General features: G+C 58.6%; 16 protein-coding genes and 4 tRNA genes. 9 read left to right on the top strand and 11 right to left on the bottom strand.

The window, feature by feature from the left end; genetic code table 11:
- Nucleotides 1-221 precede the first annotated feature (221 nt).
- Both P3G59_RS09055 and P3G59_RS09050 read left to right on the top strand, forming a co-directional pair.
- On the top strand, nt 222-2,030 hold the full coding sequence (locus tag P3G59_RS09055) for a di-heme-cytochrome C peroxidase (protein ID WP_277761277.1): 1,809 nt from the start codon (nt 222-224) through the stop codon (nt 2,028-2,030).
- Complete coding sequence (locus P3G59_RS09050; RefSeq protein ID WP_277761276.1) at nt 2,027-3,190, top strand: catalase family protein; 1,164 nt, start codon at nt 2,027-2,029, stop codon at nt 3,188-3,190. Before P3G59_RS09055 ends, P3G59_RS09050 begins: the two co-directional genes overlap by 4 nt.
- On the opposite strand, the gene P3G59_RS09045 is transcribed toward P3G59_RS09050, so the two are convergent.
- The 5 genes from P3G59_RS09045 to P3G59_RS09025 all read right to left on the bottom strand — a co-directional run bounded on the left by P3G59_RS09045 (nt 3,191) and on the right by P3G59_RS09025 (nt 5,303).
- The gene (locus P3G59_RS09045) at nt 3,191-4,564 is read right to left on the bottom strand and encodes a hypothetical protein (RefSeq protein WP_277761275.1); all 1,374 of its coding nucleotides are present in this window, start codon (nt 4,562-4,564) and stop codon (nt 3,191-3,193) included.
- 204 nt (nt 4,565-4,768) lie between these two features.
- Nucleotides 4,769-4,845: transfer RNA gene (locus P3G59_RS09040), tRNA-Asp, on the bottom strand.
- A gap of 19 nt (nt 4,846-4,864) precedes the next feature.
- Nucleotides 4,865-4,940 (bottom strand) — tRNA-Val (locus P3G59_RS09035).
- Nucleotides 4,941-5,131: 191 nt separating this feature from the next.
- A tRNA-Asp gene (locus tag P3G59_RS09030) sits at nt 5,132-5,208 on the bottom strand.
- A 19-nt stretch (nt 5,209-5,227) separates the two neighbouring features.
- Nucleotides 5,228-5,303: transfer RNA gene (locus tag P3G59_RS09025), tRNA-Val, on the bottom strand.
- A gap of 159 nt (nt 5,304-5,462) precedes the next feature.
- Here P3G59_RS09025 and rdgC point away from each other — a divergent pair.
- The 3 genes from rdgC (at nt 5,463) to sugE (ending at nt 7,959) form a co-directional block, all read left to right on the top strand.
- Nucleotides 5,463-6,383, top strand: a complete 921-nt coding sequence (gene rdgC / locus P3G59_RS09020) for a recombination-associated protein RdgC (RefSeq protein ID WP_007919763.1) — start codon at nt 5,463-5,465, stop codon at nt 6,381-6,383.
- 176 nt (nt 6,384-6,559) lie between these two features.
- Nucleotides 6,560-7,525: a bile acid:sodium symporter family protein gene (locus P3G59_RS09015; protein ID WP_277761274.1), complete on the top strand. Its 966-nt coding sequence runs from the start codon at nt 6,560-6,562 to the stop codon at nt 7,523-7,525.
- Nucleotides 7,526-7,644: 119 nt separating this feature from the next.
- Entirely contained in the window at nt 7,645-7,959 is a 315-nt protein-coding gene (gene sugE / locus P3G59_RS09010) for a quaternary ammonium compound efflux SMR transporter SugE (RefSeq protein WP_003223093.1), read from the top strand.
- An 82-nt stretch (nt 7,960-8,041) separates the two neighbouring features.
- Here sugE and P3G59_RS09005 read toward each other — a convergent pair whose 3' ends face one another.
- From P3G59_RS09005 to P3G59_RS08990, 4 genes are all read right to left on the bottom strand, one after another.
- Nucleotides 8,042-9,916, bottom strand: a complete 1,875-nt coding sequence (locus P3G59_RS09005; RefSeq protein ID WP_277761273.1) for an MFS transporter — start codon at nt 9,914-9,916, stop codon at nt 8,042-8,044.
- Between the two features lie 99 nt (nt 9,917-10,015).
- Nucleotides 10,016-11,167, bottom strand: coding sequence for a TDT family transporter (locus tag P3G59_RS09000; protein WP_277762123.1), 1,152 nt, complete (start codon nt 11,165-11,167; stop codon nt 10,016-10,018).
- Nucleotides 11,168-11,272: 105 nt separating this feature from the next.
- Complete coding sequence (locus P3G59_RS08995; protein WP_277761272.1) at nt 11,273-11,584, bottom strand: cupin domain-containing protein; 312 nt, start codon at nt 11,582-11,584, stop codon at nt 11,273-11,275.
- A gap of 51 nt (nt 11,585-11,635) precedes the next feature.
- A complete protein-coding gene (locus P3G59_RS08990; protein ID WP_277761271.1) occupies nt 11,636-12,823 on the bottom strand; it encodes an MFS transporter in 1,188 nt (395 codons plus the stop codon).
- A gap of 91 nt (nt 12,824-12,914) precedes the next feature.
- Here P3G59_RS08990 and P3G59_RS08985 point away from each other — a divergent pair, with 91 nt between their 5' ends.
- Both P3G59_RS08985 and P3G59_RS08980 read left to right on the top strand, forming a co-directional pair.
- Nucleotides 12,915-13,457 (top strand): TetR/AcrR family transcriptional regulator, encoded by a 543-nt coding sequence (locus tag P3G59_RS08985; protein ID WP_277761270.1) that lies wholly within the window; start codon nt 12,915-12,917, stop codon nt 13,455-13,457.
- 259 nt (nt 13,458-13,716) lie between these two features.
- The gene (locus tag P3G59_RS08980) at nt 13,717-17,187 is read left to right on the top strand and encodes a PAS domain-containing hybrid sensor histidine kinase/response regulator (protein WP_277761269.1); all 3,471 of its coding nucleotides are present in this window, start codon (nt 13,717-13,719) and stop codon (nt 17,185-17,187) included.
- Nucleotides 17,188-17,288: 101 nt separating this feature from the next.
- Here the strand turns inward: P3G59_RS08980 and rmuC are convergent, their stop codons facing one another.
- Together rmuC and P3G59_RS08970 are read right to left on the bottom strand one after the other, a co-directional pair.
- Nucleotides 17,289-18,653, bottom strand: a complete 1,365-nt coding sequence (gene rmuC / locus P3G59_RS08975) for a DNA recombination protein RmuC (RefSeq protein ID WP_176091711.1) — start codon at nt 18,651-18,653, stop codon at nt 17,289-17,291.
- Between the two features lie 175 nt (nt 18,654-18,828).
- Nucleotides 18,829-19,152, bottom strand: a complete 324-nt coding sequence (locus P3G59_RS08970) for a hypothetical protein (RefSeq protein WP_007919780.1) — start codon at nt 19,150-19,152, stop codon at nt 18,829-18,831.
- Between the two features lie 962 nt (nt 19,153-20,114).
- Here P3G59_RS08970 and P3G59_RS08965 point away from each other — a divergent pair.
- Entirely contained in the window at nt 20,115-20,339 is a 225-nt protein-coding gene (locus tag P3G59_RS08965) for a hypothetical protein (RefSeq protein WP_003214941.1), read from the top strand.
- Between the two features lie 275 nt (nt 20,340-20,614).
- Entirely contained in the window at nt 20,615-21,097 is a 483-nt protein-coding gene (locus tag P3G59_RS08960) for a hypothetical protein (protein ID WP_007919783.1), read from the top strand.
- The last annotated feature ends 104 nt before the right edge of the window (nt 21,098-21,201 follow it).

The raw sequence follows: 21,201 nt of genomic DNA, 5'->3' as shown, positions 1-21,201 counted from the left end.
CTTATCAGGCCGCCACGACCAATGGCTACCGGCATGAGAGCAGGAATCTTCCGATAAGTTCAGGGATTAAAACGCATTGAGGCGAAGCGACGATGAAGCTTCTGTCATCTTGTCCCGACAATCAGCCTCGTTCCTTCTTGCATCATCTGGCGTAATGGCCACTTGCCGCATGGGGCCGTGCTCAGGCATAACAGCGGAACAATTCGACAAGGATGTTTATCTTGCGCCTTCTATTCCGTGTGCTGACCCTGATCGTCGTGCTGCTGGGACTCGTTCTCGCAGTGGTGCTGTACTACGTCGCCAACCCGAAATTGCCCTTCTACACGCCCGCCGGGCAGGTGCATTACCTCAATCAATGGAGTGATGAAGATCGGCAAACCTACTATTTCACGCCACAGGGCACGCAGGTCAAAGGCCTGCGCTATGAGTGGTTCCAGGCGCTGGAACTGCCCTTCTCGGCGCAACGTTTTGCCTCGCCCGATTACCTGGCGCGTTTTGGTTTTCTGATCGATCCACAACAGAAAGCCACAACGAACAACCCCGGCAACCTCCCCGTAGGGTTTGCCCGACATCAGAATCCCGGCAGCACCGAGCAATATCTGGACATCACTTGCGCCGCCTGCCACACCGGCGAATTGCGTTTCAAAGGTCAGGCCGTACGGATTGACGGCGGGACCGCGCAACATGTGCTGCCTTCCAGTGTTCCTACTTTGCGCGGCGGCAGTTTCGGACAGGCATTGGTGGCAAGTCTGACCGCGACTTACTACAACCCATGGAAATTCGAGCGTTTCGCCAGAACCGTACTGGGCGACGAATACGACGCCCGCCACGAGCAATTGCGCAAAGACTTCAAAACCTCTCTGAACACATTCCTCAAGGTCGCCTGGAACGATACCCATCGCGGTCTCTATCCAACCGAAGAAGGCCCCGGTCGCGCCGATGCCTTCGGACGCATAGCCAACGCAACGTTTGGCGATGCGATTTCCCCCGCCAACTACCGCGTGGCCAATGCCCCGGTGGATTACCCGCAGCTCTGGGACATGTGGACGTTCGACTGGGTGCAGTGGAACGGTTCGGCGCAGCAGCCGATGGCGCGCAATATCGGCGAGGCATTGGGCGTTGGCGCGACCCTGAACTTCTTTGATGGCAACGGCCAGCCGCTGCAAGGCGCTGCTCGCTATGCCTCCAGCGTGCGCGTGCGCGATCTGCACAAGATCGAAGAAACCCTGCAAAAGCTCAAGCCGCCCACTTGGCCAGAAGATCTGTTTGGCGTCATCGACAAGCCTTTGGCAGCCAAAGGGCGCACGCTGTTTACCGAGAATTGCGCCGGTTGTCACATACCGCGCCAGACGCAGGAAGGTGAGCGCTGGGTGCAGCATTTGCACATGCTGCCGGTGGATGTCATCGGCACCGACCCGACCGCCGCCAACAATATCGCCAGCCATCGTTTCGACCTGACCGCCCTGCAGTGGGATCTGAAGGAGCTGGAAAAAATGGACGTCAAACTGCATCCGACACCCAAGGAGCCACTGGATCTGAGCCAGTTGTCAGTGGCCAAGGGGCTGGCTTACGTCACCGCTTTTGTCGAAGACCGCGCCTACCGCGAAGCCAACGTCACGCTACAGGAAAAACCACGCATGGACGGCTTTGGCCTGCCGATCGGCGTTCGCGAAAAAATCGCTTACAAGGCTCGCCCGCTGGCCGGTGTCTGGGCCACCGCGCCGTTTCTGCACAACGGTTCAGTGCCGAGCATTTATCAGTTGCTGTCGCCGCAGGATGAACGCGCCACCACCTTCTTCAAAGGCACCTTTGAATACGATCCGCGACATCTGGGCTATCGCACCGAAGCATTTACCAATGGCTTCCTGTTCGACACGCGCATCACCGGCAACCACAACAGCGGCCATGAGTTCCGCGCCGGCGAACGCGGCAACGGCGTGATTGGCCGGCTGTTGCAGCCCGAAGAACGCTGGGCGTTGCTCGAGTACCTGAAAGTCCTCGGCGGCCCACTGGAGGCGCAATTGCCATGATCTCGACCTTCAAGAAAGAACAGTCGCTGCTGAGCAGAATCTGGTTGTGGCTGGGACGTTTGCTGGGCAAGGCCCTGTTGATAATGCTCGCCATCGGCCTGCTCTGCTGGGCCATTGCCACGGCATGGTTTGCCTGGCAGCACCGTGGCCCGGTGTCGGCGCAGGAGCAGATTCCCACCGGCGAAGCGGCGCTGACCCAGGACGTGATCCAGACCGCCGTACGCATCGTCGATCAACACCGTGAAAGCACACGGTATCTGCGCGACGCCCATGCCAAGGCGCATGGTTGTGTAAAAGCTCAGGTACAGGTGTTGCCGGAACTGGCGCAGTCGCTGCGACAAGGCGTGTTCAGTGAACCAGGCAAAACCTGGCAAGCGATGATTCGCCTCTCCAACGGCAATGCCTACCCACAGTTCGACAGCATCCGCGACGCCCGAGGCATGGCGATCAAACTGCTGGACGTTCCGGGAAAGCAACTGCTCGGCAACCGCCAGGCACAGTCTGAACAGGATTTCGTGATGTTCAGCCACCCGAACTTCTTTGTCAGCGATGTCGCCGAGTATCGTCAGAATGTGGCGGCGCAGGCTGACGGCAAGAAGGTCATGGCGTTTTTCCCCGGATGGGACCCGCGCACCTGGCAAATCCGCCATTTGTTTATCGCGCTGGCAACCTTGTCGCCACCGCCGGACAGCCCGACCACGACGACGTACTTTTCGGTTTCGCCCTACAAATTCGGCGAGGCGAATGCAAAGTTTCGCGTAGCACCCGATCCGGATAACTGCCCCGCGTACACATTACCCAAACAGAACCACGACCTGCCGAACTTCCTGCGCAGCGCGTTGAATCAGCAATTGTCGACGGATCGAGTGCCGGCCTGTTTCGTGCTGCAGATCCAGCGCCAGGATGCCCACAAATACATGCCGATCGAGGACACGAGCATCGAATGGCGCGAGCAGGACTCGCCCTTCGAAACGGTCGCGCGGATCACCCTGCCGCCGCAGGATTTCGATACCCCCGCGTTGAATCTGCAATGCGATAACCTGTCGTTCAACCCGTGGTTTGGCATTGAAGCGCACCGCCCGATCGGTGGGATCAACCGACTGCGCAAGGCTGTGTACGAAGCGATCAGCGACTATCGTCACCAGCGTAATGGCGATTGATTACTCTGCAGGCTCGGGAATCCGCGCTATCAACTCGGCAGACGGCCTGACCCTACCGACAGTCGGCCATGTCTTGCTCGGCGAGAGCACGCTCAGGTTTCCGGCCGCCGCGACTTTGTCGACATACATCTGTGTGGTGGTTTCACCCGAGACCAACTTCCGTTCAAAGTCCGTCGTCAACTCAACAATCAACGCTCTGACTGGAATACCGGGTTGCGAAAAGCTCAAGACCGCCTCATCAGGCGTGATCATGAACAAGTGGTGATGAGGAGCCGCGACCAATCGATCCAGTCCGACTTTCATATCGGCAGGGGAAAAAAAGTTCTTGAAGCGTTCGGTGTCCGCTGCGGGCAAAAGGTCTGGAAGCGACGGCTTGCTCGAATGATAGAAACCATAGACCCGGAACCCCTCGGGAAACTGGAGGTTGCCGTGCCGATCCTTGGGGAAGAGCATAGGCAAGTCAAAGGTTACGTAATCACTGAAATGGGCAGCGGTGGCAATAAACTCATCCCGGTGGTTATGCTTGAGAATCACACCCACTGTTTGCCCCTCGGATGAATTGGGCTGCCTGATACGCCAGTAGGACGCAACGCCTGCGATGTCATGGAACACGGGGCTGAAAATCGGCATCAATTCGATCGAGCGCTTCTTTTTCCGATTATTTGGGTCAACGTACCATTTCCAATTGGCATTCAATGCGCCTCGGCGAAACCATAACGCGCTTTTAGCGACGCAATTGACTACCACCTGGAGTTCACCGGCCCCGATAGCCAGCAGAATCCAGATGCTGGCCGGAAAAGTGCCTCCTTCATACAAGCGCTGAATCAAACCGGCGCTTTTGTCTGTATTTTTCGCAATCTGCCGGGCCAGGTCAGCCTCAAAATCCGATGCATTTGAAGTGTATGAAATAAGACCGTCCTCGCCTGTGGACAGATAGCACCTGGAGTACTGGCGCCGTCGGTTCATTACGGCCCACAGATCGGACCACGAAAAAAAGCGATTGCGATAAGAAAACTCCGCCGATGTTTCGGTCGGGCCCGGCTTTGCGCGTGGATGTAAATGGAAACTGGCGACGACGGTATATCCGACAGGAACGCACAATTGCCCCCTCGCACACTTGGACACGAAAAGTGGATCTTCGAGTGGGTCGCTGTCGTTACTCACTTCCGGTGCGTCTGATTTCAAGAACTCGGCACAAACATACCGTCCTTGGCTATTTTTCAGGATAAACCAGAGAACCTCGGTGTTTTCCTCGAACTTCATGCCATGGAGAAAGGCGGCGGCGTCATCACATTCAAGGAATGTCGGTTTACGAGCCAGAAACGCTAAGTCCACCGATTTTTCGGCAGGTTTTGCTGGAAGGGGATCACTCATGAATTCAGTCTCTCGGTAAGCAATTGAACGGGTTCATGACGCGAAATGAGTCATGAACAACGTTGCCATTGTCCGAAAGCGGCTTGGCTGGCAGGCACTACATAGATATATGCAGCAAAAAATACTCAAATGCCAGACAGCAAAAAGCCCGCACTAGGCGGGCTTTCTGTGGAATCTGGCGTTCAGTGTTCCAGATTCCGAATATGGCGCAGCGGACGGGACTCGAACCCGCGACCCCCGGCGTGACAGGCCGGTATTCTAACCGACTGAACTACCGCTGCGCGAAACGCTTGAAACGAATGGTGGGTGATGACGGGATCGAACCGCCGACATTCTGCTTGTAAGGCAGACGCTCTCCCAGCTGAGCTAATCACCCTTCGCTTCGTTACGGGACGCATTATGCCACAAGTTTTCGTAAAGTGTTGATTTAATTGAAGTTTTTTTCAAATAAATCCGAAAACCGGTAAAACGACACATCCCGCGGGTACAACCTTGGAGCAGAAAAAAACCCGCCTTGGCGGGTTTTTCCGTGGTGACCTGGCGTTCAGTGTTCCAGGTTACCGAATATGGCGCAGCGGACGGGACTCGAACCCGCGACCCCCGGCGTGACAGGCCGGTATTCTAACCGACTGAACTACCGCTGCGCTAAACACTTGAAACGAATGGTGGGTGATGACGGGATCGAACCGCCGACATTCTGCTTGTAAGGCAGACGCTCTCCCAGCTGAGCTAATCACCCTTCGCTTCGGTGTGGCGCGCATTCTACGGAGCGACCCTACCTCTGGCAAGCACTTTTTTAAATAATTTTCTCAGGCCTTCCAAAGGCTTAGAGAAGGGTTGGCCTATGAGACGGCGAAGACAATAATGCCCCCCTTTGTATAAAGGAGAGACTCACCCCATGTGGTTCAAAAACCTGCTTATCTATCGCCTGACCCAAGACCTGCCTGTCGATGCCGAGGCGCTGGAAACTGCACTGGCCACCAAACTGGCGCGTCCATGTGCAAGCCAGGAGTTGACCACCTACGGTTTCGTCGCGCCGTTCGGCAAAGGCGAAGATGCGCCACTGGTGCACGTCAGCGGTGACTTCCTGCTGATTTCTGCGCGTAAAGAAGAACGCATTCTGCCGGGCAGCGTCGTGCGCGACGCGGTCAAGGAGAAGGTCGAAGAGATCGAAGCCGAGCAGATGCGCAAGGTCTATAAGAAGGAACGCGATCAGATCAAGGATGAAATCATCCAGGCGTTCCTGCCGCGCGCCTTTATCCGTCGCTCGTCGACCTTCGCCGCCATCGCGCCGAAACAGGGCCTGATCCTGGTCAACTCGGCCAGCCCGAAACGCGCCGAAGACCTGCTGTCGACCCTGCGTGAAGTGATCGGCACCCTGCCCGTCCGTCCGCTGACCGTAAAAATGTCGCCAACCGCGACCATGACCGAATGGGTCACCACGCAGAAAGCTGCCGACGACTTCTATGTTCTGGACGAATGCGAGCTGCGCGACACCCACGAAGACGGCGGCATCGTCCGTTGCAAGCGTCAGGATCTGACCAGCGAAGAAATCCAGCTGCACCTGAGCACTGGCAAAGTGGTTACGCAGTTGTCGCTGGCCTGGCAGGACAAGCTGTCCTTCATGCTCGATGACAAGATGACCGTCAAACGTCTGAAGTTCGAAGATCTGTTGCAGGATCAGGCGGAGCAGGACGGTGGCGATGAGGCGCTGGGGCAACTGGACGCCAGCTTCACCCTGATGATGCTGACCTTCGGCGATTTCCTGCCGGCGCTGGTGGAAGCGTTGGGTGGGGAAGAGACTCCGCAAGGTATCTAAAACCTTAAGCAGGTGCCCTCTTCTTTATAGGGGGTGCCTGAAAAGCCAAGATCGCAGCCTTCGACAGCGCCTACAGATGGAATGCATTTTCCTGTAGGAGCTGCCGAAGGCTGCGATCTTTTTGCAAGCACCGTATGCTTAGCTTCCTAACGCTTTCACATAATAAGGAACAAGCCATGCGCGCACTGGCTGCACTCAGCCGCTTTGTCGGCAATACCTTCGCTTACTGGGTTCTGATTTTCGCCGTGATTGCGTTCCTGCAACCGGCGTGGTTCCTCGGCCTCAAGAGCGCAATCGTGCCGCTGCTGGGCCTGGTGATGTTCGGCATGGGCCTGACCCTCAAACTTGACGACTTCGCTGCCGTCGCCCGCCATCCGTGGCGCGTGGCGCTGGGCGTGGTTGCACATTTCGTGATCATGCCCGGTGTGGCGTGGTTGCTTTGCCAGGTGTTTCACCTGCCGCCGGAAATCGCCGTCGGGGTGATTCTGGTCGGTTGCTGCCCGAGTGGCACTTCGTCCAACGTGATGACCTGGCTGGCTCGTGGCGATCTGGCGTTGTCGGTGGCCATCGCCGCCGTCACCACCCTCCTCGCCCCGCTGCTGACCCCGGCGCTGATCTGGCTGCTGGCTTCGTCATGGCTGCCGGTGTCGTTCATGGAGCTGTTCTGGTCGATCCTGCAAGTGGTGTTGCTGCCAATCATTCTCGGTGTGGTTGCCCAGCGTTTGCTGGGTGACAAGGTGCGCCATGCGGTGGATGTGTTGCCGCTGGTGTCGGTGGTCAGCATCGTGATCATCGTCACCGCCGTAGTGGCGGCCAGTCAGGCAAAAATCGCCGAATCCGGTCTGTTGATCATGGCCGTGGTGATGCTGCACAACAGCTTCGGTTACCTGCTGGGTTATTTCACCGGGCGCCTGTTCAAATTGCCGCTGGCCCAGCGCAAGTCGCTGGCGCTGGAGGTTGGCATGCAGAATTCTGGACTGGGCGCGGCCTTGGCCAGTGCGCATTTTTCGCCCTTGGCGGCGGTGCCGAGCGCGCTGTTCAGCGTCTGGCACAATATTTCCGGAGCTTTGCTGTCGACGTACTTCCGGCGCATGAGTGAAAAGGAAGATCGCGAGGCTCTGGCGCAGCAAGCGGCCGACTGACCTCGGAACTTGATCCTCGGGTTGATGCTCGTCAAACTAGCGCGCAACGCGGGGACGCCCCTGCGGCTCGATCGAGTCATTAATCTGGGGACGACCCCGTCTATCGATGGAGGTCTTGCATGTCCTGGATCATTCTGTTTTTCGCCGGCCTGTTCGAAGTCGGCTGGGCCGTCGGCCTGAAATACACCGACGGCTTCACCCGCCCGCTGCCCACCGTACTGACCGTTGCGGCCATGGCCATCAGCCTTGGCCTGCTGGGTCTTGCCATGAAGGAACTGCCGCTGGGTACGGCTTATGCGATCTGGACCGGTGTCGGCGCGGTGGGTACGGTGATTGCCGGGATCATTCTGTTTGGCGAGTCGATGGCGTTGATTCGGCTGGCCAGTGTGGCGTTGATCATTACCGGGTTGATTGGCCTCAAGGTCAGCGCTTAGGCATCTGCCGCAATCGCGAGCAGGCTCACTCCTACAGGGAATCGCATTTCAAATGTAGGAGTGAGGCCCACACAGTCACAGATTATCTAACTGCCCCGCGCAACTCCCCGACCAACGCCTGCAACTGCGCCGGCTCTGCCACTTCAACGCCTACCGGCGCACCCGCCACCAGCGTCACCCGCGACCACAACCGGCGAAACACGCCCTTGTTCGGATCGCGACTGAAGAAACTCCCCCACAACCCCTGCAACGCCAACGGAATCACCGGCACCGGCGTCTCCTCGAGAATCCGCGTCAGCCCGCCCCGGAATTCGTTCATCTCGCCATCGGCAGTCAATTTTCCTTCCGGGAAGATGCACACCAGCTCACCGTACTTCAGATACTGAGCAATACGGGTGAAAGCCTTTTCGTAAATCTGGATGTCTTCATTACGCCCGGCAATCGGAATCGCCCCCGCCGTGCGGAAGATAAAGTTCAGCACCGGCAAGTTGTAGATTTTGTAGTACATGACAAAGCGAATCGGCCGACGCACTGCACCGCCAATCAGCAAGGCATCGACAAACGACACGTGGTTGCACACCAGCAGCGCCGCACCCTCGTCCGGAATCGCCTCAAGGTTGCGGTGTTCGACGCGGTACATGGAATGGCTGAGCAGCCAGATCATGAAGCGCATGCTGAACTCGGGGACGATCTTGAAGATGTAGGCGTTGACACCGATGTTCAGCAGCGACACCACCAGGAACAATTGCGGGATCGACAACTTGACCACACTCAGCAGCACGATCGAGACGATGGCCGAGACCACCATAAACAGCGCGTTGAGAATGTTATTGGCGGCAATCACCCGCGCCCGCTCGTTCTCGGCAGTGCGCGACTGAATCAATGCGTACAGCGGCACGATGTAGAAACCACCGAAGATGCCAAGGCCAAGGATATCGATCAGCACCGCCCAGGTGTGCACGAAGCCCAACACTTCAATCCAGCTATGGCCGGTGACGCTATCGGGGATTCCACCGGAATGCCACCACAGCAACAAACCGAACACGGTCAGACCAAACGAGCCGAACGGCACCAGGCCGATCTCGACCTTGCGCCCGGACAGCTTCTCGCACAGCATCGAGCCGAGTGCAATACCGACCGAGAACACCGTGAGAATCAGCGTTACAACAGTTTCATCACCGTGCATCCACTCTTTGGCATAGGCCGGAATCTGCGTCAGGTAAATCGCCCCGACAAACCAGAACCACGAGTTGCCGACGATCGAGCGCGACACGGCGGGCGTCTGGCCCAGACCGAGTTTCAGCGTGGCCCAGGATTGGCTGAAGATGTTCCAGTTCAGGCGCATCTCTGGCGACGCAGCGGCGGCACGAGGAATACTGCGGCTCGCCAGATAACCCAGCACGGCGATACCGACAATGGCGGTCGAGACCAGAGGTGCGTAATGGGTCGATGACATGATCACCCCGGCGCCGATGGTCCCGGCGAGAATCGCCAGAAACGTGCCCATCTCCACCAGGCCGTTTCCGCCGACCAATTCATCCTCACGCAGCGCCTGCGGCAGGATCGAATATTTCACCGGCCCGAACAGCGCCGAGTGCGTGCCCATGGCGAACAGCGCCACCAGCATCAGCGACAAGTGATCAAAGAGGAAACCGACCGATCCTACGGCCATGATCGCGATTTCCGCGAGCTTGATCAGACGGATCAGCGCGTCCTTGGCGAACTTCTCCCCGAACTGCCCGGCCAATGCCGAGAACAGAAAGAACGGCAAGATAAACAGCAGCGCGCAAAGGTTGACCCAGATCGAACGGTCACCCTCGATGGTCAGCCGATAGAGAATCGCGAGGATCAGTGATTGCTTGAACACGTTGTCGTTAAACGCGCCAAGTGACTGCGTGATGAAAAACGGCAAGAAGCGCCGCGTGCGCAGCAGGTTGAACTGTGAGGGGTGACTCATCTTCCGTGTTTCCCTGATGTGTAAGGTAGAGAGGCCTGGATACTGCTTATTGGATTCTCGAACCGCGATCCAGGCCACACCTTACCTAAACTTTTCAGGTTATTTCTTCAAACCTGCGATGCACGGCGAGACAAACAGCTCGCCACGCCAGGCACCTTGCACGGTGCGTTTGCCGACAATCAGCCACATCACCGCCAGCAACATCACCAGCACCGTGCCGACGACGCTGAAAAACGTCAGGTTCAGGGTGCTTGCCAACTTCAACGTCGCCAGCGAATACACCCCCAACGGGAACGTGAAGCCCCACCAACCGAGGTTGAACGGGATGCCGTCGCGCAGGTAACGCACGGTGATCAGCAACGCCATCAACATCCACCACAGACCGAAGCCCCACAGCGTAATACCGGCCACCAGACCCAGACCCGCAGCGATTTCACCAATCCCCGGCAGACCGTTCGCCGCGAAGATCGCTGGCGCATCACCACCGAGCAATAACATCCCCAGCGCACCGGTGCCGATCGGGCCGAGGGCCAGCCAGCTCGAGGCGGCCATGTTTTCGTGGGGCAGTTTATGCAGGGCCATGCGCAGCAGCAAAATCGTCAGAATGCTGAACGCTACCGGTAGGGAAAAAGCCCAAAGCACGTAACTTGTCGTCAGGACCACCAGTTGCGAGTGAGCATCGCTGAGATGCGGTGCGAGCAAACCACCACTGGCCGCCGCCACTTCTGCCGCCACGACCGGCAGCAGCCAAACGGCGGTCATCTGGTCGATGCTGTGTTCCTGACGGGTGAACATCATGTACGGAATCAACACACCGCAGGCCAGCGACATGGCCACATCGATCCACCACAGCATTTCGGCAAGATGAATCACGCCGTCGCCCCAGCGCGGCAGGCCAAACAGTAAAAAACCGTTAATGATCGTCGCCAGGCCCATGGGAATCGTGCCGAAGAACATCGATACCGTGGAGTGGCCGAAAATCCGTCGCGCTTCATCGAAGAACAAGATCCAGCGCGCGGCGTAGGCAGCGGTAAACAGGGTGAACAACAGAATGTTGAACAACCACAAACCTTCGGCGATGGCATGCAGGCCTGGAATGGCCAACGGCAGTTGCGCCAGCGCCAGCGCCAGCACACCGGTGCCCATGGTGGCGGCGAACCAGTTCGGGGTGAACTGGCGGATCACTTCGCGCGGATGCTGAAGCTGGCTGAACGGCTTGATACCGGGTTTGGCACTGTTGGGGCAAATCATCATGAACTCCTCTCCTCTGGTGAGGTTGAGTCCATGGTAGAACCGAATCGAATATCTATATAACGGGTAATTTCTCTAACTGTTATCTATTTTACCAATAAGCAGTCAGACGCTGCCTTCGCTCTCGATCACCATAATCCGCGCAGCGCCTTGCGGATGGGCGACGTGCTCGGTGCCAACGCTCGCGTAGAAGATGTCGCCGACATCTAGCTGCACCTGTTTTTCTTCGCCCTGCTCGCGGTAATGCATAAGCACTTGGCCATCGAGCACCACAAACACTTCCTCGCCGTCGTTGACGTGCCATTTGTACGGCTGATCGGTCCAGTGCAGGCGCGTGGTGATGCCGTTCATGGTGGCGATGTCCAGCGCGCCCCAGGCGCGCTCGGCGGTGAAGGTTTTACTGCGAATAATCTTCATGAGTCGATCCGTGAAAAGAAGGCCGGGCAAGGCTAACCGAAAGCGCGCCGGTTATGGAGCGCGGCACACTTTGGCTGGCGCAGGACGCAGGCTGAGCAACAACGCGCCGACAGCCAATACGATCAAAATCGCCCCGTAACCATCGGTGGTCGCCAGCAAACCGTAGCTGCGCGACAAGTGCCCGGCGAGCAACGCCGGCAGGCAGAACGCCAGATAACTGAGCACGTAATACGCGGCCATCAACCCCGCGCGCTCATGGGCCAAGGCCAGCGGCACGAGGCTGCGCACCGCACCGAGAAATCCCGATCCAAAGCCGCAACCGGCCACCAGCGTGCCGAGGAAAAACAACGACAGACTGGCGCTGTGCACACCCAGCAGAATCAACACCAGGCCGATTGGCAACAGGCTCGCCCCCAACTGCAACGCCCTGGTCGCGGGACGATTGCGCAGCGTGAAAATCATCAATGCTCCGGTCACTGTCAGGGCCGCCACGGTTGCGCCGCCGATCAGATTGGAAGTCGAACCGGTGGCGGTGCGCACCAATGACGGTGCCAACGAGGCGTAGAAACCGCCGAGCGCCCACGTGGCCGTATTCAGCGGCAACACGCGCCACAAGGTGGCCCGCGCTTGAATCGGTACGTGCAGTGTCGGCCGCAACGAGGCCCACGCCCCCGCTTGCGCAGTGACGCTTTCCGGTAAGCGCCATACATAAATGCCTTGCAACACAAACAGGGCGAGCAGCAACCAGTAGGTCAGTTGCAACGGCGCCGGCGCAAACTCGGCCAACAAACCGCAGCCCATGCCGCCCAGGGCCATACCGAGCAACGGCGCCACACTGTTGATCAACGGGCCTTGCTGACGGTCGGTGTCGAGCAACGTCGCGCTTAAAACGGCGGTGGCCATGCCGGTAGCAAAACCTTGGAGTACACGCGCACTGATCAGCCAGGTCACACTGTCGGCGTAGATAAACAGCAGCATCGCCAACGCGTTGAGCAGCACGGCGGTGAAGATCACCGGCTTGCGTCCGAGGTGATCGGACAGCGAGCCCACCGTTAAGAGCGCGGCCAACAGACTGAGCGCATACACGCCAAAGATCAGCGTCAGCACGGCGGCCGAGAAGTGCAGTTGATCCTGATACAGGTGATACAACGGCGTCGGTGCAGTGGATGCGGCAAGAAAACTGAGTAAGGTGATCGCCAGAAACCACAGGCTGGAACGGTTGGAAGCAAGGTTGTTCATGTGCACACTCCGCAAAAGCTAATTTTTTGCTTTTGCGGAGTGTGCTACTGCCCCACGCTTAAAGCAAATTCTTTGTGTTAAGGTCTGCCGCATGGCTATTAAAGAAGGTTTACGCCCCGGTGGCCGCAGTGCCCGGGTGCAAGATGCAATTCATTCGGCAGTTCGCGCACTTCTGCAGGAGCAGGAGCGCTCGACCGTGACCGTCCCGCAGATCGCCGCGCGCGCAGGCGTTACACCGTCAACGATTTACCGGCGCTGGGGTGATCTGTCGGCGTTATTGGCCGACGTCGCCCTCGCCCGCATGCGCCCGGATAGCGAACCGGCACAGACCGGCAGCTTGCGCAGTGATATTCGTGCGTGGGCCGAGCAGTATCTCGACGAAATGAGCTCCGAGCCCGGTCGCAACATGATGCGTGACGTGCAAGCGAGCGCGACGCCGGGGTATTGCGTGACGATCCTTGGCGCGCAGTTGCAGACGATCATCGAGCGACATCCGGATGAAGCGGCGCCGAGTGTTGATCGGCTGATCAATCTGGTGGTGGCGCCGGTGGTGTTCCGGATTCTGTTTTCTGCAGCCGCGCTCGAGGTGGATGAGCTTCATCGTCTGATCGATATTGCACTGAAACAGGACTGACACCGATTTCCATGTAGGAGCTGCGGCACGCTGCGATCTTTTGATCTTGATGGCAAAGATCAAAAGATCGCAGCCTCGTTTCACTCGCCAGCTCCTACAGGGTTTTGTGTTCGGCAACGTCACCGCAAAAACCACCCGACTCTCCTCCTGCGACACCCCGCCACGCCACGACCTTGGTCGACACTGACTAACCGCCCCGCGCATGCGAGACTGTCCGCCCGGGCAGGAGTGCCGGGGAGTCTTTTGTCGGGAGTGTTGCATGTCGCTGTCCACCGGGCTGATCGCCGCCGTCGCCCTGGCCTATATGGCCATCATGTTCGCCATCGCCTTCTACGGCGACCGTCGCAGCGCGCCGTTGCCGCCGCGCATGCGTGCCTGGGTGTACAGCCTGTCGCTGGCGGTTTACTGCACCAGTTGGACGTTCTTCGGCGCAGTCGGTCAGGCGGCGGAACAACTGTGGTCATTCCTGCCGATTTACCTCGGGCCGATCCTGCTGTTGGTGGGCGCGCCGTGGGTTCTGCAGAAGATGGTGATGATCAGCAAGCAGGAGAACATCACCTCCATCGCTGACTTTATCGCCGCGCGTTACGGCAAATCGCAATCGCTGGCGGTGGTCGTTGCGTTGATCTGTCTGGTCGGCGTCCTTCCTTATATCGCCCTGCAACTCAAAGGCATTGTCCTCGGCGTGAACCTGTTGATCGGTGCCGGTGCCGACGCCATGGGCACCCGCGCCCAGGACACCGCGCTGATCGTGTCGCTGGTGCTGGCGCTGTTCACCATCGTGTTCGGTACGCGCAACCTCGATGCCACCGAACACCACCGTGGCATGGTGCTGGCGATTGCCTTCGAATCGCTGGTCAAACTGTTCGCGTTTCTCGCCGTCGGCGCCTTCGTCACCTATGGCCTGTATGACGGTTTCGATGACTTGTTCAATCAGGCCATGCTCGCCCCGCGGCTTGAGGAATACTGGAAAGAAACCATCAACTGGCCGTCGATGGTGGTGCAGACCGGTGTGGCGATGATGGCGATCATTTGCCTGCCCCGGCAGTTCCACGTCACGGTGGTGGAGAACATTGATCCGCAGGATCTGCGCCTGGCCAAATGGGTGTTTCCAGCGTATCTCGCACTGGCTGCTTTATTTGTAGTCCCGATCGCTTTAGCCGGTCAGATGATGCTGCCGAGTGACGTACTGCCCGACTCCTTCGTGATCAGCCTGCCACTGGCTCAGGCGCACCCGGCACTGGCGATGCTGGCGTTTATCGGTGGCGCGTCAGCGGCGACCGGCATGGTGATTGTCGCCAGCGTGGCGTTATCGACCATGGTCTCCAACGACATGCTGTTGCCGTGGTTGCTGCGCCGCAATAACGCCGAGCGCCCGTTTGAAGTGTTCCGCCAGTGGATGTTGTCCGTGCGGCGCGTGAGCATCGTGGTGATTTTGTTGCTGGCGTACGTCAGCTATCGCTTGCTCGGCTCTACTGCCAGTCTGGCGACCATCGGCCAGATTGCCTTCGCTGCGGTGACCCAACTGGCACCCGCGATGCTCGGCGCGCTGTACTGGAAACAGGCCAACCGTCGTGGTGTTTTCGCAGGTCTGGCCGCCGGTACTTTTCTGTGGTTCTACACGTTGATCCTGCCGATTGCCGCGCACAGCCTGGGCTGGTCGCTGAGCAGCTTCCCCGGCCTTGCGTGGTTGCACAGCAATCCGCTGAACCTGCCGATTACGCCGCTGACCCAAGGTGTAGTGCTGTCGCTGGCCGGTAACTTCACACTGTTTGCCTGGGTTTCGGTGTTGTCACGCACGCGCGTGTCGGAGCATTGGCAGGCCGGGCGCTTCATCGGACAGGAGATCAGCGCACGGCCAAGTGCACGCTCGATGCTGGCGGTGCAGATCGACGACTTGCTGCAACTGGCCGCGCGCTTTGTCGGTGAAGAACGTGCGCGCCAAAGCTTTATCCGCTTCGCCTATCGCCAGGGCAAAGGCTTCAACCCGAACCAGAATGCCGACGGCGAATGGATCGCCCACACCGAGCGTTTGTTGGCCGGTGTGCTTGGCGCTTCTTCGACGCGCGCCGTGGTAAAAGCCGCCATCGAAGGTCGGGAAATGCAACTGGAGGATGTAGTCCGAATCGCCGATGAAGCGTCGGAGGTCCTCCAGTTCAACCGCGCCCTGTTGCAGGGTGCAATCGAGAACATTACCCAGGGCATCAGCGTCGTCGACCAGTCGCTGAAACTGGTGGCGTGGAACCGGCGTTATCTGGAACTGTTCAACTACCCCGACGGTTTGATCAGCGTCGGCCGACCGATTGCCGACATCATTCGCTACAACGCCGAGCGCGGTTTGTGCGGCCCCGGTGAAGCGGAAGTCCACGTTGCCCGGCGCCTGCACTGGATGCGTCAGGGCCGTGCGCATACGTCTGAGCGGCTGTTCCCCAACGGCCGGGTGATCGAGTTGATCGGCAACCCGATGCCAGGTGGCGGTTTTGTCATGAGTTTCACCGACATCACCGCGTTCCGCGAGGCCGAACAGGCGCTGACCGAGGCCAACGAAGGGCTGGAGCAACGGGTCAGCGAACGCACCCAGGAACTGTCGCAGCTCAACCTCGCGTTGACCGAAGCCAAGGGTACTGCCGAGGCGGCCAACCAGTCGAAAACCCGTTTCCTCGCGGCAGTCAGCCATGACTTGATGCAACCACTGAACGCTGCCCGACTGTTCTCTGCCGCCCTCTCGCATCAGGATGATGGCTTGAGCAGCGAGGCGCAGAAACTGGTGCAGCACCTCGACAGCTCGTTGCGCTCGGCCGAGGATCTGATCAGCGATCTGCTGGATATCTCCCGACTGGAAAACGGCAAGATCAACCCCGACCGCAAGCCTTTCGCCGTCAATGAGCTGTTCGACATTCTCGGCGCCGAGTTCAAGGCGCTGGCACAGGAACAAGGTTTGACCTTCCGCGTGCGTGGCAGTCATTTGCGCATCGACAGCGACATCAAATTGCTGCGACGGATTCTGCAGAACTTTCTCACCAACGCATTCCGCTATGCCAAAGGTCCGGTGCTGCTGGGCGTGCGCCGACGCGGCGGCGAGCTGTGCCTGGAAGTGTGGGATCGCGGGCCGGGGATCCCGGAAGATAAACAGCAGGTGATTTTCGAGGAGTTCAAACGCCTCGACAGCCATCAGACCCGCGCTGAAAAAGGCCTCGGGCTGGGCCTGGCGATTGCCGATGGTTTGTGCCGTGTCCTCGGCCATACCCTGCGTGTGCGCTCATGGCCGGGGCGCGGCAGTGTGTTCAGCGTCAGCGTGCCGCTGGCTCGCTCGCAAGTCGTGCCGGCCAGCGCCGCCGCTGAATTGAATGGCAAGTTGCCGAGCGGCGCGCAGGTGCTGTGCATCGACAATGAAGACAGCATTCTGATCGGCATGAACAGCCTGCTGAGCCGCTGGGGCTGTCAGGTGTGGACGGCGCGCAATCGTGAAGAATGTGCGGCACTGCTGAGTGACGGCGTGCGACCGCAACTGGCGCTGGTCGACTATCACCTCGATCACGGGGATACCGGCACCGAGTTGATGGCGTGGTTGCGCACGCGTCTCGGCGAACCGGTGCCGGGGGTGGTGATCAGTGCTGACGGGCGTCCGGAGATGATCGCGCAGGTGCACGCGGCGGGGCTGGATTATTTGCCTAAACCGGTGAAGCCGGCGGCGCTGCGGGCGTTGTTGAGCCGGTATTTGCCGCTATAAAAGCAAAAGATCGTCCGAACGCGGCCCGAGCCTCCGGCAGCGCCTGCATTGGGATCGCGTACATCCGGTAGGAGCTGCCGCAGGCTGCGATCTTTTGATTTTTATTCAGGGAGTTCGACGAGGCCATCGACATCGGTCATCGCTCGCTCCAGCAAGTCCGCCGGCAAGCTCTTGCTCGCCCGCGCACCGAGCAATTTCAGTTGCTCGCTGCGACTGACCAGATTGCCGCGCCCCTCTGTCAGCTTGTTACGCGCTGAACTGTAGGCTTTATCCAGCTGTTGCAGTCGATTGCCGACCTCGTCGAGATCCTGGATAAACAGCACGAACTTGTCGTACAGCCACCCGGCGCGCTCGGCGATTTCCCGAGCATTCTGACTCTGCCGCTCCTGCTTCCACAGACTGTCGATCACGCGCAAAGTCGCCAACAATGTGGTCGGGCTGACGATGACAATGTTGCGGTCAAAGGCTTCCTGAAACAGTGATGGCTCAGCCTGCAACGCCGCCGAAAACGCCGCTTCGATCGGCACGAACAGCAAAACGAAATCAAGGCTGTGCAGGCCTTCCAGACGTTTGTAATCCTTGCCGGCCAGGCCTTTGACGTGATTGCGCAACGACAGGACGTGCTGCTTGATCGCGATCTGCCCGAGAGTGTCGTCGTCGGCAGCCACGTACTGCTGATACGCGGTGAGACTCACCTTGGAGTCCACCACCACTTGCTTGTCGCCCGGCAGGTAAATGATCACGTCAGGCTGGAAGCGCTCGCCATCCGGGCCTTTGAGGTTGACCTGGGTCTGGTACTCGCGGCCCTTCTCCAGACCGGCGTGTTCGAGCACACGTTCAAGAATCAACTCGCCCCAGTTGCCTTGGGTTTTCTGGCCTTTGAGGGCACGGGTCAGGTTGGTGGCTTCGTCGCTCAGACGCAGGTTGAGCGCCTGCAAGCGCTCCAGCTCCTTGGCCAGCGAGAAACGCTCGCGGGCCTCGGCCTGATAACTTTCTTCCACACGTTTTTCGAAGGATTGAATGCGTTCCTTGAGCGGATCGAGCAACTGACCGAGCCGTTGTTGACTGGTCTCGGCGAAACGCTGCTCGCGCTCATCGAAGATCTTCCCGGCCAGCTCGGCAAACTGCGCACGCAGCTCATCGCGCGAGCCTTGCAGGTCGTTGAGGCGTTGCTGGTGACTTTCCTGTTGCTCGCGCAGTTCGGCGTTCAGTGAGGCGGCCTGTGCGTCGAGGCGGCGCAGCTCGGCTTCCTTGTTCGCACGTTCGAGGTTCCAGGCGTGGGAGGCATCGCGAGCGTCGTCGCGTTCGATCTGCAGCAGCTCGACTTCCCGGCGCAGAGCCGCCAGATCAGCCTGCTTGGCGGCATTGGCCTGACCGAGATCGGCGACTTCATCGCGACTGGCGTCGAGCTGCGCGTTGAGCCCGTCCTGTGCCAGTTGCGCCATGGCCAGACGCTCTTCGAGCAGAGCCACCTCGGCCTGCCCATTGCTCGCCCGGCGTTGCAGCTGCCAGGCCAGCACCAGCAGTGGTAATCCCGCCGCTGCAAGCCCCAGCAATACGCTGGTCAAGTCCATAGCCATAGCCACTCCCGCCGATCTTATAAAGCCTGAAGGTTAACCAAGGTGTCAGGTCTTGGACAGCTCAGTCTTCGAGCAGACCGAGTTCCTGCTGCGCGCGACGATCACCGGCGCGGGCGGCCTGGCGCAGCAGATCCTGACCGATGCGACGGTCCCGTGCGTTACCGCATTCGCGGCACATCAATTGACCGAGACGGCTTTGCGCAACCACCACGCCATCACGCGCCGGTTGTTTGAGCAGGCGGCCAGCGAGGTGTTTGGCATTGTGACTGTCGCTCAGGCGCGGGCTGTCGAGCAGCCATTCGGCAACGCGAACGGAAAAGCGTTTGGGCGGGGTAACAGGAGAAGGCTGTGAGGTAACAGAGTCTGATACTGAGCGAAACTTCATAAAGCACTGTGGGACGAATCGGAAGGCGCGCCACTCTACTCTCTTTTTCTTACAGGTAAAGTCGAAAAACAACCCGGCACGCCCGTCCTAGAGCAAGCGCTCGGGACAATCCACAGAAGCTGTGGATAACTCAGTGGACAACCGCCCTCCAACCCTCGCAAAGCCTTATGGAATGGGGCTCGCAGTCAAACTGACGATTTTTTCACCAACAAAAAAAAGCGATGTTTTTCATTGACTTAAACTTTCGTTGCAGGCAGCCACCGGGGTCAGGATTGGTATGACAGCGCTGTTACAGCCTGCGCAACTAATGTGCACAAGTACCTGTTACCTGGTTATATCGCTGCGCTTTTTCGGGTCGTTTTGGCAGTCGGTCTGGGGATAAACCCGTCTGGCGCGCGCCTTGATGAAAATATCTTCACCGACCGACGGTCAAAAAATGCGCCCATTACGGGGCACGTCAGTAAACCGGCCAGGCAGACTCATTCGGTGGCCGCCATGTTTTTCTACACGAAGTTTGCTTTACCCGTTTCGATCCGTTAGTATCCGCGGCGTTAGTACCAAGCTGAAAGTCAATTCTGGTCGAACACATCCCCACGGTCAGCCTTCTACCAAGAAGCCGTACCGAAAAAAGCGGGAACGACCCCTCGATGGTTTCCAGGTAAATCTTGCGACGACACTGCCTTCGAATTGCGAAGGGTGTTACCAAGAGCACTTACTCTGACCGAACCAACCTGCAAATTGATCAGGATCTTCACCCCGGGCCCAGAACCTTTGCCCTCGTTGTGATGCCTGCCCTCCTAAGTACCTACCTGCCAGCCCAAGCGCGCCAACTTATCAGCGCTTCAAACTGGCTGCTTTGTTCCAGTCGGGTTCTTCGTTCGACCAATGGTGGTCGACGTTACTGGAACGTTTTAACGTTGCACGGTTCTTATCCGTGTCATTTGTAGGAACACCTAATAACTATGTCTACTCAAATCCATACTCAGGATGCCATTCGCACCCTAACCAACGCTTTTGCACCAATGAACTGCCTGATCATGGCCGCTCGCAAAGGCTGCTTCAGCTTCACACTGGTCAACGAACACGGTATCGCCCGCCACAGCGAGCGTCTGTACCCCGATCAGTACTCCAGCGCCGAACCGCTGCAGGCCGTGATCGATCGTACCCGTCAGGCACTGGTTGCCTGAAAGCCGAAAAGGCTGCAAAAGCAAAAGCCCCGCACAAAATGCGGGGCTTTTTATTGCCCGATGTTTCGCTTTTACCCCTCAACGGCTAAGCACCATCGGATATAACGGATATTCCCTGCAGCGGGAAATATTTTAAAAACAGGCCTTTACGTCGCGAATATGACACTACACTTCAACTCAAGCGGCGTGATCCGCTTGCGGCGAGCCTGAACCGATCCACAGCTGCCAAGCCCCCCCTTCAGGACTCGCCATTAATAACAAGAACCGAGGGTTTTATGGGTATCGCTGCCAGCGAACTGTGCCGCTACGTGATCCGTCCTACGCTGATCTACCTGGGACGTCACAGCGCGACTGCCGAATCTTTGCTGCTGGGCATCGCCGCCAGCCAGTCAGCCCTGGGTTCCGCCCTGCATGACCGCCGTGGGCACGGCCTCTACCGCATTGCCGAGCATCGCCATCAGGCCCTTTGGGATGATTATCTGGCGCTCGACCCGGAACGCGCCAGCCTGGTGCGCGGCCTCGCCAGTCAACACGCTTTCCTGAGCGGTCCACACCTGGAACTGACGGTCAATCTGCGTTACGCCACGGCCATCGCCTGGCTGCTGGTGGAAGAACAAAACCCCACCCTCCCCGATTCCAACGATTTGCTGGGAATGGCGCGTATCTGGCGCCAGACCTTTCAACCCCAAGGTCGTCTACGCGACTTCACTTATGCCTGGCACACCTGTGTTTCAACGGTGAATCAGGTCGCTTGTTGACTGCCAGGTTGCAGAAGATCTGCCAACAGGTCGCGAATCTGGTCGGATTGTCCTACAAAACCGCTCTAACTCAAGGCATACGGACTATAGCGCTGGGACGAAAA

It is taken from the genome of Pseudomonas sp. A34-9 (assembly GCF_029543085.1).
Classification (GTDB): domain Bacteria; phylum Pseudomonadota; class Gammaproteobacteria; order Pseudomonadales; family Pseudomonadaceae; genus Aquipseudomonas.
This window is presented reverse-complemented; position numbering and strand designations above follow the sequence as displayed.

Coding starts and splice junctions, on each gene's coding strand:
- P3G59_RS08965 (WP_003214941.1), top strand. CDS start 20,115: ATGTCTACTCAAATCCATACTCAGGATGCCATTCGCACCCTAACCAAC.
- P3G59_RS08990 (WP_277761271.1), bottom strand. CDS start 12,823: ATGAACAACCTTGCTTCCAACCGTTCCAGCCTGTGGTTTCTGGCGATC.
- P3G59_RS08970 (WP_007919780.1), bottom strand. CDS start 19,152: ATGAAGTTTCGCTCAGTATCAGACTCTGTTACCTCACAGCCTTCTCCT.
- P3G59_RS09000 (WP_277762123.1), bottom strand. CDS start 11,167: ATGATTTGCCCCAACAGTGCCAAACCCGGTATCAAGCCGTTCAGCCAG.
- rdgC (WP_007919763.1), top strand. CDS start 5,463: ATGTGGTTCAAAAACCTGCTTATCTATCGCCTGACCCAAGACCTGCCT.
- P3G59_RS08980 (WP_277761269.1), top strand. CDS start 13,717: ATGTCGCTGTCCACCGGGCTGATCGCCGCCGTCGCCCTGGCCTATATG.
- P3G59_RS09005 (WP_277761273.1), bottom strand. CDS start 9,916: ATGAGTCACCCCTCACAGTTCAACCTGCTGCGCACGCGGCGCTTCTTG.
- P3G59_RS08995 (WP_277761272.1), bottom strand. CDS start 11,584: ATGAAGATTATTCGCAGTAAAACCTTCACCGCCGAGCGCGCCTGGGGC.
- P3G59_RS08985 (WP_277761270.1), top strand. CDS start 12,915: ATGGCTATTAAAGAAGGTTTACGCCCCGGTGGCCGCAGTGCCCGGGTG.
- P3G59_RS08960 (WP_007919783.1), top strand. CDS start 20,615: ATGGGTATCGCTGCCAGCGAACTGTGCCGCTACGTGATCCGTCCTACG.
- P3G59_RS09050 (WP_277761276.1), top strand. CDS start 2,027: ATGATCTCGACCTTCAAGAAAGAACAGTCGCTGCTGAGCAGAATCTGG.
- sugE (WP_003223093.1), top strand. CDS start 7,645: ATGTCCTGGATCATTCTGTTTTTCGCCGGCCTGTTCGAAGTCGGCTGG.
- P3G59_RS09045 (WP_277761275.1), bottom strand. CDS start 4,564: ATGAGTGATCCCCTTCCAGCAAAACCTGCCGAAAAATCGGTGGACTTA.
- P3G59_RS09015 (WP_277761274.1), top strand. CDS start 6,560: ATGCGCGCACTGGCTGCACTCAGCCGCTTTGTCGGCAATACCTTCGCT.